The organism is Corynebacterium camporealensis (assembly GCF_000980815.1).
GTDB classification, from domain to species: Bacteria; Actinomycetota; Actinomycetes; order Mycobacteriales; family Mycobacteriaceae; genus Corynebacterium; species Corynebacterium camporealense.
This window is the reverse complement of record NZ_CP011311.1, coordinates 1,217,447-1,235,158: the sequence shown is the minus strand read 5'-3', so window position 1 is coordinate 1,235,158 and position 17,712 is coordinate 1,217,447. Positions and strand designations below refer to the sequence as shown.

Annotated in this window: 13 protein-coding genes and 1 tRNA gene; 8 read left to right on the top strand and 6 right to left on the bottom strand. The window is 58.1% G+C overall.

The features are described 5' to 3' along the window. Position 1: 1 nt before the first annotated feature. From UL81_RS05755 to secA2, 5 genes are all read right to left on the bottom strand, one after another. Positions 2-559 carry a MerR family transcriptional regulator gene (locus UL81_RS05755; protein ID WP_035104601.1) on the bottom strand — a complete coding sequence of 186 codons (558 nt, stop codon included), beginning with the start codon at positions 557-559 and terminating at the stop codon, positions 2-4. A 240-nt stretch (positions 560-799) separates the two neighbouring features. Continuing rightward, complete coding sequence (locus UL81_RS05750; RefSeq protein ID WP_046453376.1) at positions 800-1,453, bottom strand: bifunctional nuclease domain-containing protein; 654 nt, start codon at positions 1,451-1,453, stop codon at positions 800-802. Positions 1,454-1,492: 39 nt separating this feature from the next. Then, positions 1,493-2,170 (bottom strand): transcriptional regulator FtsR, encoded by a 678-nt coding sequence (ftsR, locus tag UL81_RS05745; RefSeq protein WP_081961423.1) that lies wholly within the window; start codon positions 2,168-2,170, stop codon positions 1,493-1,495. Between the two features lie 167 nt (positions 2,171-2,337). Next, the gene (gene odhI / locus UL81_RS05740; protein WP_035104595.1) at positions 2,338-2,772 is read right to left on the bottom strand and encodes an oxoglutarate dehydrogenase inhibitor Odhl; all 435 of its coding nucleotides are present in this window, start codon (positions 2,770-2,772) and stop codon (positions 2,338-2,340) included. 87 nt (positions 2,773-2,859) lie between these two features. Continuing rightward, complete coding sequence (gene secA2, locus UL81_RS05735; RefSeq protein ID WP_035104592.1) at positions 2,860-5,151, bottom strand: accessory Sec system translocase SecA2; 2,292 nt, start codon at positions 5,149-5,151, stop codon at positions 2,860-2,862. Positions 5,152-5,241: 90 nt separating this feature from the next. On the opposite strand from secA2, the gene UL81_RS05730 reads away from it, so the two are divergent. The 7 genes from UL81_RS05730 (at position 5,242) to UL81_RS05700 (ending at position 15,975) form a co-directional block, all read left to right on the top strand. Further along, the gene (locus UL81_RS05730; RefSeq protein WP_046453375.1) at positions 5,242-6,399 is read left to right on the top strand and encodes a bifunctional alpha/beta hydrolase/OsmC family protein; all 1,158 of its coding nucleotides are present in this window, start codon (positions 5,242-5,244) and stop codon (positions 6,397-6,399) included. Further along, on the top strand, positions 6,396-6,800 hold the full coding sequence (locus UL81_RS05725; protein ID WP_035104590.1) for a YchJ family protein: 405 nt from the start codon (positions 6,396-6,398) through the stop codon (positions 6,798-6,800). Before UL81_RS05730 ends, UL81_RS05725 begins: the two co-directional genes overlap by 4 nt. A gap of 69 nt (positions 6,801-6,869) precedes the next feature. Continuing rightward, positions 6,870-6,946 (top strand) — tRNA-Pro (locus tag UL81_RS05720). A 448-nt stretch (positions 6,947-7,394) separates the two neighbouring features. Next, positions 7,395-8,831 (top strand): type I glutamate--ammonia ligase, encoded by a 1,437-nt coding sequence (gene glnA, locus UL81_RS05715; RefSeq protein ID WP_046453374.1) that lies wholly within the window; start codon positions 7,395-7,397, stop codon positions 8,829-8,831. A 155-nt stretch (positions 8,832-8,986) separates the two neighbouring features. Further along, complete coding sequence (locus UL81_RS05710) at positions 8,987-9,598, top strand: GNAT family N-acetyltransferase (protein WP_052097687.1); 612 nt, start codon at positions 8,987-8,989, stop codon at positions 9,596-9,598. Positions 9,599-9,856: 258 nt separating this feature from the next. Continuing rightward, complete coding sequence (gene gltB, locus UL81_RS05705; RefSeq protein ID WP_046453673.1) at positions 9,857-14,434, top strand: glutamate synthase large subunit; 4,578 nt, start codon at positions 9,857-9,859, stop codon at positions 14,432-14,434. Continuing rightward, positions 14,434-15,975, top strand: coding sequence for a glutamate synthase subunit beta (locus UL81_RS05700; RefSeq protein ID WP_035104588.1), 1,542 nt, complete (start codon positions 14,434-14,436; stop codon positions 15,973-15,975). Before gltB ends, UL81_RS05700 begins: the two co-directional genes overlap by 1 nt. A 93-nt stretch (positions 15,976-16,068) precedes the next feature. On the opposite strand, the gene UL81_RS05695 is transcribed toward UL81_RS05700, so the two are convergent. After that, complete coding sequence (locus UL81_RS05695) at positions 16,069-16,260, bottom strand: antitoxin (RefSeq protein ID WP_035104585.1); 192 nt, start codon at positions 16,258-16,260, stop codon at positions 16,069-16,071. Between the two features lie 176 nt (positions 16,261-16,436). On the opposite strand from UL81_RS05695, the gene UL81_RS05690 reads away from it, so the two are divergent. Next, positions 16,437-17,684, top strand: a complete 1,248-nt coding sequence (locus UL81_RS05690) for a site-specific DNA-methyltransferase (protein ID WP_035104583.1) — start codon at positions 16,437-16,439, stop codon at positions 17,682-17,684. Positions 17,685-17,712: the final 28 nt, after the last annotated feature.

Sequence of the window (17,712 nt, the reverse complement as noted above, 5' to 3'; positions counted from 1 at the left end):
CTTAGGAAGTCTTGCGCTGACGGCGAGCTGCCAGCTCGTCCAGGCCGATGACGGTGGCTTCGTCGTCGGTGTTGTCCACACGCTCTGCCGGGAAGTTGGAGATGGTGCCGGAAAGTTCCTTCATGATGCCTGGAACTGCAATGCCGAATACGCCCTGGCCGCCGGCCAGAAGGTCGATTACCTCTTCGTTGGAGCGGCACTCGTAGACGGTGGTGCCATCAGAAACGAGAGTGAGCTCAGCCAAGTCATTAACACCACGGTCACGTAGGGATTCGACTGCCAGGCGGATGTTCTGCAGAGAAATGCCGGTGTCCAGCAGGCGCTTGACAATCTTGAGAACCAGGACGTCCTTGAAGGAGTACAGGCGCTGGGAACCAGAGCCGCGTGCGTTGCGGATGGAAGGCTTGACCAGGTTGGTGCGTGCCCAGTAGTCGAGCTGGCGGTAGGTGATGCCGGCGACCTGGCATGCGATCGGTACGCGGTAGCCGACCTCCTCGTCTGGTCCGACGTCGAAGAGGGATTCCTGCACGTACTCGTCGTGGGTGGTGCCCTTGTTCATAGTCACGTAATTACTCCCGTGGGTTTTGTTCTAAAGACTTATTTAAGTGCACTGCCAAAGACTCGTCAAGAGTGGAGTGTCACTTAACTCTCTAGTACAACTTTAGACTCTGTAGGAACAATACTATCAGTAATCACACGCGTGTCATTATTTTCTTTTTTCACACGAGTAAACCCCCGTCTCGCCTGAAACGGGGGTTAGAGGAATTAGCTATTTGATTTATATTGCGTTTCGATCGATTTAGCGATCCTCGGCAGGGTTGTTGCCGTCGCCGCCGTCGCTGTCGGTGCCGCTTCCCTGCTCGCCTTCGTCGTCGTTGCTGACGGTGTTGTCAGAGTTGCTGTTGTCTTCGCCGAGGAGTTCTTCTTCGGACATGCCGAGTGAGCGCATCATTTCGGCGAAGTCTTCGTCCTTGGCGGCATCGTGGGGTTGATCGTCGTCTTCGTGGGTCTCGGCGGGTTCGAACTGCAGTTGGAAGTATTCCTCGAGGTCTTCTGGGGTGAGAAAGACTGCGGTGGACTGCAGGACGTCCGGGTCGATCTGAATTTGCTGGTCGAAGTAGTCGGCCACGATGAGAGCATCGCTCATGCGGGAGTCGAGTACTTGGCCAGAGGCGACGGTGATGTCCACCATGAAGGCGCCTTCATATTGGTGGACGATGCGGATGGAGGTAACGCCGCCGAGTTCTTCGATGAGGTCGATGAGCACATCGATGGCAGCAGGACGCTTGGAGTTGTAGCCCTGCAGTTTGGCTTGGGTGTAGGCGCCATCATCCGGGGAGAGCCAGATGGGCAGGATGCGATCGCCTTCGACCCAGCGAAACAGTGCGCACAGGTCGCCTTCGGGCGGCATGTCGTGGATGCCGTGAAACTCTAGGGAAACGTCATCGCTCATGGGTACTACCCTCCCATAGTCGGCGGGGATGTGTGTGCTTTAAGCCTCGTACTCGTTGCGCAGCTCAGTCTTGAGCAGTGTGCCCTGTAAAGAGACAACCAGGGCGGTCATCTGCTGGGACAGCTCAGCTGCTTGCTGAGTTGCGGTATCGGACTTGGAGTTAGCAACCGGGTCAGCAACCTGCGAAATCAAATCAGCCTGACGGCGTGCGTAGTTGCGCAGCGACTTCAGGTGACGGGTTTCAAAGCCGAAAGCGCGCAGTGCCACGGCGTTGGAGACCACAGCGACATCGTCAGTGTTAAAGAATCCGGAAGAATCCGGAGAGATAAGTCCGATGCGGGTTAGTTCCGCAACGTCGTCGATGGTGCACTCAGCTTGCTTGGCTACTTCCTCATCGGTGAGACGAGACAGAGTTGGTGCGCGGAATTTCTCCGGCGAGACCATGGGCTCTGCCTTAGAAGCAGTCACGATGGCGGTGACCTGACCGGAATCCATAGCTTCGAGCTGCTCACGGATGACCTTCAGCGGAGTGTAGTTGTCGCGCTGCGTGGTCAGGATGTAGCGGAGACGATCGACGTCCTGCTGAGTAAAGCGGCGGTAGCCCGAGGCGGTGCGCTGTGGGCTGACCAGGCCCTCAGATTCCAGGAAGCGAATCTTCGACACCGTTACTTCCGGAAACTCCTTGTGGAGTTGATCCAACACCACGCCAATGGACATGGTCTTGGCCTTCTTCTTGGAAGACTTGGGGCGGTAGGCCGCTGAAGATTGTGCTGCGTTCACTGTGTCTCTAAAAGTTTCTGCTCGCTGGTGTTAAGGCTATAGAAGGTGCAAAAGAAACGGGCCGCACAGCAGCGCGGCCCGTCTGCTTCAAATCCTAGTTCCGCTTACTGCTGGTTAGCAATGAAGACCAGACGGAACTTACCGATCTGGATCTCGTCGCCGACCTCAAGCTCCTGAGAGTTGCGTGGCTCGCGGTTGACGTAGGTGCCGTTCAGGGATCCCACGTCGACGACCTCGAACTTGCCGTCGTTCTGACGGAACTCTGCATGACGACGGGACACGGTCACGTCATCGAGGAAGATGTCTGCCTCCGGGTGGCGGCCAGCCGTGGTGGTTGGCTGATCCAGCAGGAAGCGGGCACCGGCATTCGGACCACGCTTGACCACCAGGAGAGCCTGGCCCTCTGGCAGGTTGTCGACGCCAGAAACGGAGCTGTCAGCGCCAGCAGAAGCGCCGTTTTCCATTTCCTTCAGGAGATCCGCACGAAAGACCGAAGTGGTCTCGACCTGTGGCTCCGGGGTTCCGGTGTTCTCACTCATTGTTACCTCCGAGAGGATTAATCTAGTTTGTCTTATTCCAATGATAGCTACTCCCCGGCCCGTTGGTGGCCAGGGGAGGAATAATACTTACCTGAACATGTTACCAATTCCCCGCAGTGCTGAGTTGCCAGAACCGGCCAAAGGATTGTCTGAAACCATGTAAGTCCAGGTAGCAGACGGTCGAGCCAGACCATTTTCATCCAGGTGGGCGCCCTCGGAGTCGATAGAGACTTCAGCAAAAGTATTAAATGCCTCACTCTTAGCTCGGTGTGCCAATTCCTTGAACTCACGCACCGCAATGCGGTGGTACTCGTCGATGGGCGTCTCCCGTGCAATAGCACGCAGGTGAATGGACTCACGCACATCATCCATGAGCTCCAGGTGATCCGCCCAGGCCAGATCCAGGTGGTAGAGCATGATTTCGCGGGCGGCTGCTTCCTTTACCTCGGCAGGCAGGTCCTCAAGCTCAGCGGCACGCTGCGGGTTGTGCTCAGCCAATTCCTGCCAGGCAGTATCGGTGTCCAGTAGTGCGTCGCGGCGCTTATCGATGCTTACTCGCTGGTCCGCCAGCAACTGATTGTATTTCCAGGTCTGCGCATGGATTTCCAGCAGCTGGCCTTCGGTGACACGCTGGCAATGTTCGACGAAGTCAGAGACTCGCTTGGACTGGATTCGGCCGGACTCATCCGGCTGGGCAGCAAGCGACTCGTCTTCCCCACCCTGGCGCACAATGTCGTCTTCCAAGGACACGAAGAACAGGCTCAAACCGGGGTCGCCCTGGCGACCCGCACGGCCGCGGAGCTGGTTATCCAGACGTGCAGTGCGATAACGGGAGGTGCCATAGACTGCCAGGCCGCCGAGTTCCGCCACGGCGTCGTGGTCGGATTCGTCAGCGCCACCGAGTTTGATGTCGGTACCGCGGCCAGCCATCTGGGTAGAAACAGTCACACGGCCAATATCGCCGGCTTCGGCAATGATCTTGGCTTCCTCGGCATCGTTCTTTGCGTTCAGCACGTTGACCTCAATGCCACGTTCTTGGAGAGCCTCAGCGAGTTCCTCGGACTCTGCGACATCGTGAGTACCGACCAGGATGGGTTGGCCGGTGGCATGGACCTGCGAGATTTCGTCGACGATGGCCTGGTTCTTGTCCTCCAGCGTGGCGTAGATGCGGTCAGCTTCGTCAAAGCGCTGCAGTTCCTTATGCCGGTCAATGACTGAGACGTGCAGGTCGTAGAACTGACGCAGCTGATCAGTCGCCTCGACTGCCGTGCCGGTCATGCCACACACCAGTGGATAGCGGCGCATGAGTTCCTGCAAGGTAATGGTGTCGAGGATCCGACCGCCCTCGGATACTTCGAGGCCTTCCTTGGCCTCGACTGCGGCCTGCAACCCATCGGGCCAGCGCTGGAGGTCGGCTACGCGGCCGCGGGAGGCATCGATAAGCTGCAGCTTCCCGTCCACAACTAGATAGTGGATATCGCGAATCAATAGCGCTTTAGCGTGAAGCGCTAGGTTGACTTTGACCAGGATGGTGCCGATGTTTTCTTCCGAATACAGCGAATCAATGCCCAACGCACGCTCAACGCGGTGGGCGCCATCGTCGGTTAGCGCAACGGTGCGGCCATCCTCGCCCAAGGTGTAGTCGATATCTTCGCGCAGGCGGGAGACCACATTGGTGATATGCCCTGTGGGAGCTTCACCCGGACGGTTGCCGGCGAGGACGAGTGGCACCAGGGCTTCATCGACAAGCACGGAGTCTGCCTCATCGACCAAGGCGACATCGGCGTGCGCCTGCACCGTCTGGGAACGGTCGGTGATTTGGTTATCGCGCAGCACGTCAAAGCCCAGCTCGTTGACGGGAGCGTAAATAATGTCGCTGCGGTAGGCCGCACGGCGGGCATCGGCATCCATCTTCTCGGTCACCGCTGCCACACTAAGGCCAAAGAACTCGACGAGCGGGCGCATCCAATCGGCGTCACGACCGGCCAAGTAATTGTTGACCGTCACCAGGTGGACGCGTTTGCCGCTTAAGGCAAAGCCGGTGGCTGCCATGGCACCAACCAAGGTCTTGCCCTCACCGGTAGCCATCTGGATAACGTCGCCTTCCAGCAGGCGCAGCACGGCCTGGGACTGCACGGTAAAAGGCGACATGCCAAGGCGGCGCTCGCTGGCGACAGCTAATGCGGCGAGGAAGGTTTCCTTATCGGCAATCGCCCCATTTTTCACCGCATTGCGCGCGGCATCAGCCACGGCGGCGTCATCGAGTTCGGCTAAAGAGGACTGAGCCTGGGCGGCGTTGTCGACGATGGCTTTGGATTTCTTATTATTGCGCTCCGATCGCGCTCCCATCGCCTTCCAAAACCAACCAAATGCACCCATGGACAGACCTTTCTTAGAAACCGTTGAGTATTGACGATTTTAGCGGCCCGAGTGTGGCTAGTGCACAGGCGCCTATATATCCTGGTACGCATGCAATCAGTGAATGTAAAGCTCCCCTCGAGCACCGGCACTGCAATGGCAGGAACAATCGACTTTCCTGACTCCCCACCTAGGGCTTTTGCGATCTTCGCGCACTGCTTTGCGGGCTCGCGTCATACCCCGGGCGCAGCGCGTACATCTAAGCAATTAACCACATATGGCATTGCGACGCTGCGCTTTGATTTCCCGGGCCTGGGCCAATCGGAAGGTGAATTTGCCGATCAGAGCTTTAGCCAGAACGTCGACGACATCGTAGCCGCCGCAGAATGGCTGACTGAAAACTACGCCGCACCGCAGCTGCTTATGGGCCACTCCCTGGGCGGTGCTGCATCCCTGGCGGCCGGTAGCCGCATTCGCTCGCTCAAGGCCGTCGCTACCATTGGCGCGCCTTTCGATCCGGCTCACTCCGTGCTGCACTACGCCGACAAGATTGGTGAAGTCGATGAAAAGGGCGCTGTCGAGGTCACCCTGGGTGGACGTAGCCTGGTTATCTCGCGCAAGTTCCTCGAGGACCTGGCGGAGACCAACCCGGAGTCCTACCTGGGCAAGCTACGCAAGCCGCTGATGCTGCTGCACTCTCCTATTGACCAGACTGTCGGCATCGACAACGCTCAGAACATCTTCCGCCGTACCCGCTACCCGAAGTCGCTGGTTGCCCTGGATAAGGCTGACCACTTGGTCACCAAGCAAGGGGCTGCTGCGCGCGCTGCTGATCTCATCGGCGCATGGTCGGAGCAATTTATCGTGCCGATCAACAACCCAGGTGAAGTCGGTCCGGATACCGCTGTTGCTCGTCCGGCTGTCGGTACGAAGTTCGGCGTGGTGGTCCGCAACAACGATCGGGAGCTCACCGCGGACCGCACGAAGAAGAATGGCGGCAAAGGCAATGGCTTTACCCCGACTGGTCTGCTGATGTCGGCGTTGGCCTCGGCCAGCACGCAGGCCATCAAGGAAGCCGGCAAGCGCATGCCGCTTGACGATGTCCACGTGCAAATCACCCAGACCAACGAGACCACCTTCGAACGCCACATCACCTTGGAAGGCGAACTCGACGCAGCGGACAAGGCCACACTGCTGGAGGCAGCTGCTAACAACGAAGTCGAAGCCCTCCTGCGCGGCGACATCACAATCCAGGACATTGCTGAATGAGTAGCGCTCCACTGCATCCGCTCGACCCGTCGAAGCGCTGCCCGTGTGGCAGCGGCCTAACCTTTGGCGAATGCTGCAAGAAGTACCACGACGGCGACAACGCACCGACTGCAGAGGCACTGATGCGCTCGCCCTTTAGTGCCTTTGTCACCGGTGACAGCGAGTACTTGCTGCGCAGTTGGGACGATCACACCCGCCCGGAGAACCTCGACCTGCGCGATGCCGAGATTCGCTTCTATCGCCTAGATATCCTCGATACTGAAGGCGGAGGCATCTTCGATAACACCGGTGTAGTGGAGTTTGAAGCCTTCTACAAAGGCGCTGCAGTTGGCTCGCAGAAGGAGCGCTCCACTTTCCGCAAACAAGGCGGTAAGTGGGTCTACTCCACCGGCGAACTCTAACCCGACAACGAATTTTTCTCTTCTAGTAACAGTGGTGTAATCTAAGGCAGCTGCTTCTTCAGGCAGCGGCGGACTATGGCGCAGTTTGGTAGCGCACTACACTGGGGGTGTAGGGGTCGCAGGTTCAAATCCTGTTAGTCCGACCATTCACAGACCGTCAGCGACAATGTTGACGGTCTGTTTCTCTGTTTTCGCCATCGGTTGAACAGCTCGGTACACGCCTACGTATCGCGATGAACAAAAATAATTAATCAAATTCCGCTGCTAAAACAGGACCGCGTCACAGGCAACAAGTGACTGTCCTCAGTAGTTGTAGTCTCAGGCATTCCCTGTTCCCAGAATCCCCGTGTAGCAGTGTAGTTAGAGGCAGATTCTAGGGACATCGTCAAGCGTGCTGTGCTTAAGAAGTGCGAAGCCAAACCATAATTATTAGCGCAAACAAATCTTTTTGTGCAGGTCGTAGCACCGACACAAAGTAGACCGAATATCTAACTGTCGACAGGTAATCTGTTAGGCTACAGATACTCTAGCGAAATCTAGAGCACGCAAGCTACTAGCGAAGACCATCTACGCTTATCTTTTAAGGAGAACCACATGGCCTTTGAAACTGTGCAGGACATCGTCGACTTCATTAAGGAAGAAGACGTCAAGTTCGTCGATATCCGCTTTACCGACCTGCCGGGTACCGAGAACCACTTCACCATTCCGGCGTCCATGTTTGATGAGGAGGTCGCCGAAGAAGGTCTCGCATTCGATGGTTCTTCCATTCGTGGCTTTACCACCATTGACGAGTCGGACATGAACCTGAAGCCGGACGTTAAGACCGCCTTCGTGGACCCGTTCCGTACCGAAAAGACCCTGAACATTAAGTTCTTCGTCCACGATCCGTTTACCTCTGAGCCTTTCTCCCGCGACCCGCGCAACATTGCACGTAAGGCTGAGGAGTACCTGGCTTCCACCGGCATTGCTGATACCTGCTTCTTCGGTGCTGAGGCTGAGTTCTTCATCTTCGACTCCGTGCGCTACGGCACCGAGACCAACACCGGTTTCTACGAGGTCGACTCCAACGAGGGCTGGTGGAACCGCGGTGAGCCAACCAACTTCGATGGCACCCCGAACACCGGCTTCAAGACCCGTCCGAAGGGTGGCTACTTCCCTACCCCTCCTTACGACAAGACTGAGGGCGTTCGTGACGCCATGGTCCGTAACCTGCAGAACGCTGGTTTCGATATCGAGCGCTTCCACCACGAGGTGGCTTCCGGTGGTCAGAACGAGATCAACTACAAGTTCGACTCCCTGCTGCACGCGGCTGATGACATTCAGACCTTCAAGTACATCGTGAAGAACACCGCCGCACAGTTCGGTAAGTCCGCCACCTTCATGCCGAAGCCACTGGCTAACGACAATGGCTCCGGTATGCACGCTCACCAGTCGCTGTGGAAGGACGGCAAGCCGCTGTTCCACGACGAGGAAGGCTACGCAGGTCTGTCCGATGTTGCTCGCTACTACATTGGCGGCATCCTGGCGCACGCTGGCTCTGTTCTGGCGTTTACCAACCCAACCCTGAACTCCTACCACCGTCTGGTGCCGGGCTTTGAGGCGCCGATCAACCTGGTGTACTCCCAGCGCAACCGCTCTGCCGCAGTGCGTATCCCGATCACCGGTTCCAACCCGAAGGCCAAGCGTATTGAGTTCCGCGCTCCGGACCCTTCGGGCAACCCGTACCTGGGCTTTGCCGCAATGATGCTGGCTGGTCTGGACGGTGTGAAGAACCGTATCGAGCCACACGCTCCGGTCGACAAGGACCTCTACGAGCTCCCGCCAGCAGAGGCCGCGTCCATCCCGCAGGCTCCGACCTCTCTCGAGGCTTCCCTGGATGCGCTCGAAAACGATATGGACTTCCTCACCGAGGGCGACGTCTTCACCGAGGATCTCATCGAGACCTACATCGAGTACAAGCGCGAAAACGAAATCGCACCGGCACGCCTGCGCCCGACCCCGCAGGAATTCGAGATGTACTACGACTGCTAAATGCGCAGCGCGCTTACCGCGCAGTCGGCATTTAGCGTAGAGGAGATTGCACAGTCAATCTCCGCACTGAGTCATAGCTAAATGGGCTCGCCTCTTTTCCTGGGGCGAGCCCTTCGCTTTGTCTAAAACAGGCAGCATTACCTAGAGGAGAATCCATGTATATCACCAGCGCTACTACTGATGACATTCCTGCCTGCGCGGACTTGTTGGCGGAAGTCTTTAGCGAAGATGGTGTTACGCGTGCCTTCTATCCGGGTGATGTGGATATCGAGTACCACCTGCGCTTCCACGAAGAAGCTATGTTGCGTTCTCATCTGCCCGAAGCGGCTGTGGTGGACATGGCGATTGATGCTGAGACCAAGGACCTGCTCGGCGTCGCATTCTGGATTAAACCCGATGCGAAACCGCGCCTTTTAAAGAAAATCCAAGCCCTTCCCTTGTGGTGGAAGGCGCTGCCCTCGTTTAGCGCACTGCCACAGATTCGCAAGCTGTCGAAGAAGTTCGATGATGCGAAGCCCGATGCACCGCATTGGGCATTAGCTGAAATCGGTGTGAGCTCTGCTGCCCGCGGGCGTGGTGTGGGTGGTGCGTTGCTGCGCCACCGCCTTGAGCGCATCGACCGCGAACACGACGCGGCGTACCTCGAAGCAACATCGAAGAAGGCTGCGCAACTCTACGGCCGCCACGGCTTCCAGCCGCATATCACCTTAGATATCGACGGTATTCCCTGTTACACGATGCTGCGCCCGACTAAGCCTTACCTGTAGTCCGCGAGGCTGCGTAGAGCAACGCTAAGGTCCACATTCCGCAATGTGAGATATTTCTGCATTTTTAGCCATGCAACGGTCATAAAAATGGGATCTGAGCTACCTCGTCAGGTAAGCTATCTATTGAACGATAGATAAATATTGGAATCTAGCTTAAAAAGTTGCCGCACGCTGGGACTTTATCCCACGTGCGGCGTGAACTTCTTTAAAGCGGGTTACTTTAACGACTACTTTGTGAGGTGAGCCCTTTCGATGGCCGTGAAAGCACAAGGACTATACAGTCCGGATTATGAACATGATGCTTGTGGCGTGGCCTTTGTAGCCGATATGCATGGGCGTGCCTCCCGCGACATTGTTGACAAAGGCATTCAGGCATTAATCAATTTGGACCACCGCGGCGCAGCAGGTGCTGAGCCCAACACCGGCGATGGTGCCGGCATTCTCATCCAGATTCCAGATGCATTCTGCCGCGCAGTTGCTGCCGAAAACGGCTTTGATCTGCCTGAGGCTGGTGCTTATGCCACCGGCATCGCCTTCTTGCCGCGCATGCGCATGGCGATGTTGGATGCCAAGCGTGAGATCGAAGCTATTGCTGAAGAAGAGGGCGCGAAGGTCCTCGGCTGGCGTGAGGTCCCGGTGGATCCCAGCGACTTAGGCGAGATGTCCAAAGGCGCGATGCCGACCTTCCAGCAGATCTTTTTAAGCGCTGAAGGCAAGACCGGCATTGACCTCGACCGCGTGATGTTCTTCGTCCGTAAGCGTTGCGAGCGTGAGCTGGGCACCAAGAATGGCGAAGACACTATCTACTTCCCTTCCCTGTCGTCGCGCACCATGATCTACAAGGGCATGCTGACGACCCCACAGCTGGGTAACTTCTACGCTGACCTGCAGGACCCGCGTCTGGAATCTGCGCTCGCCATTGTGCACTCGCGCTTTTCGACGAATACTTTCCCGTCCTGGCCACTGGCGCACCCATTCCGCATGGTGGCGCACAACGGTGAGATCAACACCGTCAAGGGCAACGAGAACTGGATGCGTGCCCGTGAGGCGCTCATTGAGTCCGAGTTGCTCGGCCCACTCGACCGTGTCCTGCCGGTCTGCGACTCCTCCGGTTCTGATACCGCGCTTTTCGATGAGGCCTTGGAGCTACTCCACCTAGGCGGTCGCAGCCTGCCGCACGCGGTCATGATGATGATCCCGCAGGCCTGGGAGCACCAGGACAATATTGATCCGGACCTGCGTGACTTCTACGAGTACCACTCCTGCCTCATGGAGCCCTGGGATGGCCCGGCAGCAGTGGCCTTTACCGACGGCACGCTCATCGGCGCTGTCCTGGATCGCAATGGTCTGCGCCCGGGGCGTATCTGGATCACCGAAGACGGCCTGGTCGTCATGGCTTCTGAGACCGGCGTGCTGGATATCGAGCCATCCAAGATCGTCAAGCGCACTCGTGTGCAGCCAGGCCGTATGTTCCTGGTTGATACTGAACACGGCCGCATCGTCGAAGACGACGAAATCAAGCAGCGCCTGGCCCACGCCCAGCCTTATGGCGAATGGATTCGCGACAACTTCGTGCATATCGAAGACCTGCCGCAAACTGAGTACAAGTACATGCCGCACAACCGAGCGGTGCTGCGCCAGCGCACCTTCGGTATCACCGAAGAAGACGTCGACCTCATCATCCGCCCGATGGCGCTGACTGGCGCTGAGGCGATCGGTTCGATGGGTTCGGATACCCCGATTGCGGCACTTTCGGCACGGCCACGCATGATCTATGACTTCTTCGCCCAGCGCTTCGCGCAGGTGACCAACCCGCCGCTGGACTCGATTCGCGAGAAGAACATCACCTCGATGTTCACGCTCATGGGCGCACAATCCGACGTGCTTAACCCAGATGCAGCGGCAGCACGTCGTTTGCATCTCGACGGCCCGGTCATCGACAACCACCAGCTGGCGACCCTGATTCACGCTAATGATGAAGGCAAGGCCGAACACTTCGGTGCCGCAGTTATCTCTGGTCTCTACCCTGTCGCACACCACGGTCGTGGTCTGCGTGAGGCCATTGACCGCGTGCGTCGTGAAGTATCTGCCGCTATTGCTGAGGGCAAAACCCTGATTGTCCTGTCTGACCGCGAGTCGGACGAACGCTTCGCTCCTATTCCCTCCCTGCTGCTGACCTCCGCTGTCCACCAGCATCTGGTCGCAGAACGCACCCGCACCCGCGCATCCCTGGTCATCGAGTCCGGTGACGCTCGCGAGGTACACCACCTGGCTATGCTCATTAGCTTTGGTGCCGACGCTATTAACCCCTACATGGCGTTTGAGACCATCGATGAGCTGCGCATGAAGGGCCAACTCGGTGAGCTGACCCTGGATGAAGCCTGTGGCAACTACATCTCGGCTGCTACCACCGGCATTTTGAAGGTCATGTCCAAGATGGGCATTGCGGCTGTCAGTTCCTACCGTGGTGCGCAGCTGGCTGACTGTACTGGTCTGCACCAGGACCTGCTGGAGGATTACTTCGGCGGCATCTCTTCGCCGATTTCCGGTATGGGTCTCGAAGATATCGCTGCCGATGTCGAGGCGCGTCACCGCTCGGCCTTCCTGCCTCGTCCGGAAGAAAACGCCCACCGCGACCTGGAACTGGGCGGCGAGTACAAGTGGCGTCGCGAAGGTGAGTTCCACCTGTTTAACCCGGAGACGATCTTCAAGCTCCAGCACGCCACGAAGACGGGCCAGTACAAGATCTTCAAAGACTACACTCGCGCGGTCGATGACCAGTCCAAGCGCCTGGCTACCATCCGCGGCATGTTTGAGTTCGTTCCGGATCGTGAGCCCATCTCCATTGATGAGGTGGAGTCGGTGGCCGACATCGTTAAGCGCTTCTCTACCGGCGCGATGTCCTATGGTTCCATTTCTGCGGAAGCCCATGAGGTCCTGGCGATTGCCATGAACCGCCTGGGTGGCATGTCGAACTCCGGTGAGGGCGGCGAGGACCCGAAGCGCTTCGAGGTCGAGTCCAATGGTGACTGGAAGCGCTCTGCCATCAAGCAGGTCGCCTCAGGCCGCTTTGGTGTGACCAGCCACTACCTGAACAACTGCACCGACATTCAGATCAAGATGGCCCAGGGTGCAAAGCCGGGTGAAGGTGGCCAGCTGCCACCGCACAAGGTCTACCCGTGGGTTGCTGAGGTGCGTATTACCACCCCAGGTGTGGGACTGATTTCCCCGCCGCCGCACCACGATATCTACTCGATTGAGGACCTTGCCCAGCTCATCCACGATCTGAAAAGTGCTAACCCGGATGCGCGCATCCACGTCAAGCTGGTGGCTGAGCGCGGCATTGGTGCTGTGGCTGCTGGTGTGTCCAAGGCGCATGCCGACGTCGTGCTGGTCTCCGGCCACGATGGCGGTACCGGTGCATCGCCGCTGACTTCGCTGAAGCATGCCGGTGGTCCGTGGGAGCTCGGCCTGGCTGAGACCCAGCAGACCCTGCTGCTCAACGGTTTGCGTGACCGTATTCGCGTGCAGGCTGACGGTCAGCTCAAGACTGGTCGCGACGTCATCATTGCCGCGCTGCTAGGCGCGGAAGAGTACGGCTTCGCCACCGCCCCACTGGTGGTTGAAGGCTGCATTATGATGCGCGTGTGCCACCTGGATACCTGCCCGGTAGGTATTGCGACCCAGAATCCGGAGCTGCGTAAGAAGTTCACCGGCCGTGCTGACCACGTGGTTAACTTCTTTACCTTCATTGCTGAAGAGGTGCGCGAGTACCTGGCTCAGCTGGGCTTCCGCTCCCTGGATGAGGCCATTGGTCAGGCACAGGTGCTGCGTCAGAACAAGGAAGTCGGCCACGACCGCGCACAGAACCTGGATCTCTCCCCGATTTTCGAGCGCATCGAGTCCCCACACTTCCGTAACCAGAATCTGCGCTGCACCAAGACCCAAAACCACAGCCTGGATGAGGCACTGGATAACCAGATCATCACTGCTTCCCAGCTAACTATCGATGCCGCTGCGGCGAAGAACTCGGCGAACGCGCCGTCCTGGATGACTGGTGGCGAAGACCCCTCGATTTCCTTGGAGTACCCGATCAGCAACGTCGACCGCTCTGTCGGTACGATGCTGGGCTCCCGTCTGACCCGTGCTGCCGGTGTCAATGGTTTGCCGTCGGACACGCTGAACCTGACCTTCCGCGGTTCGGCTGGTAACTCCTTTGGTGCTTTCGTACCGCGTGGTATCACGATGAACCTGGTCGGTGATGCCAACGATTTCGTGGGCAAGGGCCTATCTGGTGGCCGCATCGTGGTTCGCCCGGATGACAACGAGCCGGAGCAGCTCGAGCACAACCCGGATATCATCGCCGGCAACGTGACTGCTTATGGTGCAACCTCCGGTGAACTATTTATCCGCGGCACTGTTGGTGAGCGCTTCTGCGTGCGAAACTCTGGTGCCACCGCCGTAGTTGAGGGCGTTGGCAACCACGGCTGTGAGTACATGACCGGCGGCAAGGTCGTCATCTTAGGCGAGATTGGTGAGAACTTCGGTGCCGGTATGTCCGGTGGTATCGCCTACATCCAAAACTCCCCGGAGTTGGAATCGCGTCTGAACAAGGACGTGGCCAATGGCATTGAAGAACTCGACGATGACGATATCGAGTTCCTGTCCAAGACCATTGCCGAACACATCACGCGCACTGGTTCAAAGACGAAGGCACGACCTACAGACATGGTCAAGATTGTTCCTGCACCCTACCGCCGCGTCCTCGACGTCATTGAGGAAGCACGCAAGGACAACCGCGACGAAAACGAAGCAATCATGGAGGCAGTGAAGTAATGGCTGATCCACAGGGATTTTTAAAATACGACCGCGAAGAACCAGCCCACCGCCCGGTGCCGCTGCGTTTGATGGACTACCGGGAAGTCTACGAGGCTGCCCCAGAAGGCCAACTAGAGCAACAAGCAACCCGCTGTATGGACTGTGGTGTGCCCTTCTGCCACGAAGGTTGCCCACTGGGCAACATCATCCCGGAGTGGAACGACCTGGTCCGTCAGGATCGCTGGGAAGAAGCCTTCGACCGCTTGCATGCGACGAATAACTTCCCGGAGTTCACCGGCCGTCTGTGCCCCGCTCCTTGTGAAGGCGCCTGCGTGCTGGGCATCAACGACGACGCAGTGACCATCAAGAACATCGAGCTGGCCATCGCTGAGCGTTCCTTCGAGGAAGGCTGGGTCAAGCCGATTAAGCCTTCGCTGGATACCGGCATGACTGTGGCAGTCGTCGGTTCCGGTCCGGCCGGCATGGCTGCCGCACAACAGCTCACCCGCGCTGGTCACCGCGTGACCGTCTTCGAGCGCGACGACCGCATCGGTGGCCTGATGCGCTATGGCGTGCCGGAATACAAAATGGAAAAGAAGTGGATTAACCGCCGCATCGAGCAGATGGAAGCCGAAGGCACCGAGTTCCGTACTGGCGTATCCCCGACTGCTACGGATCTGAACTCCTTCGACGCCGTCGTGCTCGCCACCGGCACCCCGGTCCCGCGTGACCTGGAAGTCGATGGCCGTGAGCTCGAGGGCATCTACCCGGCCATGGAGTACCTCACCTGGCAAAACCGCGTTAATGAAGGCGACTATGACGAGCCAGCCATTAGCGCCAAGGACAAAAAGGTAGTCATTATTGGCGGCGGTGACACCGGCACTGACTGCTTCGGTACCGCACTGCGCCAGGGCGCTGCCTCTGTCACCCAGTTCGACATTCGCCCGCGTGCACCGAAGAACCGTGCGGCGTCTACCCCGTGGCCGATGTACCCCCTGCTGTATCGCACGGCTACTGCCCACGAGGAAGGCGAGTACGTCATCACTGGTGATGAGTCCGCAGAAGAGATTGAGGCACTTGGCCTGGCCCGTCGCGGCGAAGGCGATACCTTAGGCGTTCGTGTCTACAACGCGAACACCGTCTCCTTCCATGGCGCCAATGGCAAGGTCGAATCTCTGCGCGGCAACGAGGTCAAGGTCGTTGATGGACGTCGCGTACCGATGGAAGATACCGACTTCGAACTCGACGCTGACCTCGTGCTCATCGCTTTGGGCTTCCAGGGCTCTGAGCGCGGCGGTGTCACCCATGAGCTGGGGGTTTCCTTCGACGAGCGCGGCCGCATGGTTCGCGACGAGCAGTACCGCGCTGAAACCAAGCCGCTGTTCCCTGGCTTTAAGCCGCAGGTATACGTCGCTGGCGATAACGGCCGCGGCCAGTCCCTGATCGTCTGGGCCATTGCGGAAGGCCGCGCGTGCGCCGCAGCTGTCGATGCTGACCTCATGGGTGAAACTGCCCTGCCAGTTGCTGTCACCCCACGCACCAGCCCGCTGGGATTGTAAAGCAGACGGGCCACTAAAGCTGGCATAGCAAAGCCCTCCCAAAAAGTAGCTTCATCGTCGAGCTACCCGGGAGGGCTTTTCTAAGTTCAGGACTTACTTCTTGCCCTGGCCAGCGTCATTGTTGAGCTTCTCGCCGACCTTGTCGCGAGCCTGATCAACCTTGTCAGCCTTGTCGTCGCCGACCTTGTCCTTGGCGAAGTCAGCTGCCTTGTCCAGACCCTCGTTAGCCTTCTGCTGGCCCTTCTCAGAGTTCAGTGCGTCCTTAGCCTTGTCTGCAATACCCATTGCTAAAATCCTTTCTCCATACGATTCATCTAACTATCGCCATCCCTAACGGGTGGCTACGGGCGCCCACCCTACGTACGTCCAATCAAGCACACCAGGTTCAGCCAAGAAATCAGGCGGAACGTTATATAATCGAAACCTAGATCTATCGGCCGCGGAAAGGGTTTTATTCCTCTATGACCTCTACTCCTGACGCCGCCAACAGCTTCTTCGGGCTGGTCTGGCCCGGTAAGGAGCACGCCCGCCAGGAAGCCTCCGCTCCGCTGAACAAGTCCTTTCATCCCGGCGCAGTCCTCGGCGACCAAGCACGGCTTAACGATGCCCCGAGCAATCGCTTCTACATCGGTGACAACCTCGACGTGCTCAAACAGCTTGTCGACGAGGGCTTCTGCGCCGATGTCATCTACATCGACCCGCCCTATAACACCGGCAAGTCTTTCACCTACCGGGATAACTACCGCGCCCGTCGCAAAGGCCCTGCCGGTGACTATGGCCAATGGCATGCGCAGTGGCTGTCGATGATGCTGCCGCGGTTGATTCTGGCCAAGCAGGTCCTTGCCGATACCGGCTTTATCTTCATTTCCATTGGCGAGGATGAAGCAGCCAATGTACGCAAGGTTGCCGACGAAGTCTTCGGCGAGCACTGCTATGCTGGCCAATTCATCTGGAAGAAAGCAGGCACCGGTAAAAACGACTCCAAGTACGCCATCATCGAACACGAATACGTACTCGTCTATGCCGGTTCCCCGCAGAACCCCGGTTTCCTACCTGATCGCTCTGCACGCACGACGACCAACTACAACTACGAAGACGAACACGGTCGCTACTCGTTAGTGCGCCTAGACTCGAAGACTCTGGGTTACCTGCCCACCTTGGATTTCCCCATTGCTGATCCTGACGGCCGCGAATACTGGCCGCATCAGCCTGCTGGCCACGACAAAGTTGCTCGTTGGCGTTGGGGCAAAGAGAAGGTCGAGAAAAACTACGATCAGCTGGTTTTTCGCCGCGGGTTTGTCTACACCAAAAACTACGAAAAGATCGGTGCTCGCCCCCGTTCCATCCTGGATGGCGAACGCTTCGGTGTCACCCGCACTGGCCGCAAGGATGCCGAAGACGCCGTCGGTGTCTCCGGTGTCTTTGATTTCCCTAAACCGGTGCGCCTTATCAAGCACCTAATTTCCATCGCTGCGGGCCCCGATGCAGTAGTCCTCGACTTCTTTGCCGGTTCTGGCACCACCGCTCAGGCAGTTGCTGAACTCAACGCCGAAGACGACGGCAACCGCACCTTCTGCCTCGTACAACTGCCGGAACCCACAGAACCACGCAGCGCCGCTGCACGCGCAGGTTATAAGAGCATTGCGGAGATCTGCCAAGCCCGCATTGCCGCTGTCACCGACGGAACTGTCCAGGTCTTTAGGGCCTAGGAGGCCTAAGACCAGGCCGTAGCGCTGA

Bases quoted from the DNA above. Each gene is read 5' to 3' on its own strand.
- UL81_RS05755 (WP_035104601.1), bottom strand. From the start codon at position 559: ATGAACAAGGGCACCACCCACGACGAGTACGTGCAGGAATCCCTCTTC.
- UL81_RS05725 (WP_035104590.1), top strand. From the start codon at position 6,396: ATGAGTAGCGCTCCACTGCATCCGCTCGACCCGTCGAAGCGCTGCCCG.
- UL81_RS05710 (WP_052097687.1), top strand. From the start codon at position 8,987: ATGTATATCACCAGCGCTACTACTGATGACATTCCTGCCTGCGCGGAC.
- secA2 (WP_035104592.1), bottom strand. From the start codon at position 5,151: ATGGGTGCATTTGGTTGGTTTTGGAAGGCGATGGGAGCGCGATCGGAG.
- odhI (WP_035104595.1), bottom strand. From the start codon at position 2,772: ATGAGTGAGAACACCGGAACCCCGGAGCCACAGGTCGAGACCACTTCG.
- UL81_RS05700 (WP_035104588.1), top strand. From the start codon at position 14,434: ATGGCTGATCCACAGGGATTTTTAAAATACGACCGCGAAGAACCAGCC.
- ftsR (WP_081961423.1), bottom strand. From the start codon at position 2,170: ATGTCCATTGGCGTGGTGTTGGATCAACTCCACAAGGAGTTTCCGGAA.
- UL81_RS05750 (WP_046453376.1), bottom strand. From the start codon at position 1,453: ATGAGCGATGACGTTTCCCTAGAGTTTCACGGCATCCACGACATGCCG.
- glnA (WP_046453374.1), top strand. From the start codon at position 7,395: ATGGCCTTTGAAACTGTGCAGGACATCGTCGACTTCATTAAGGAAGAA.
- UL81_RS05730 (WP_046453375.1), top strand. From the start codon at position 5,242: ATGCAATCAGTGAATGTAAAGCTCCCCTCGAGCACCGGCACTGCAATG.
- UL81_RS05695 (WP_035104585.1), bottom strand. From the start codon at position 16,260: ATGGGTATTGCAGACAAGGCTAAGGACGCACTGAACTCTGAGAAGGGC.
- UL81_RS05690 (WP_035104583.1), top strand. From the start codon at position 16,437: ATGACCTCTACTCCTGACGCCGCCAACAGCTTCTTCGGGCTGGTCTGG.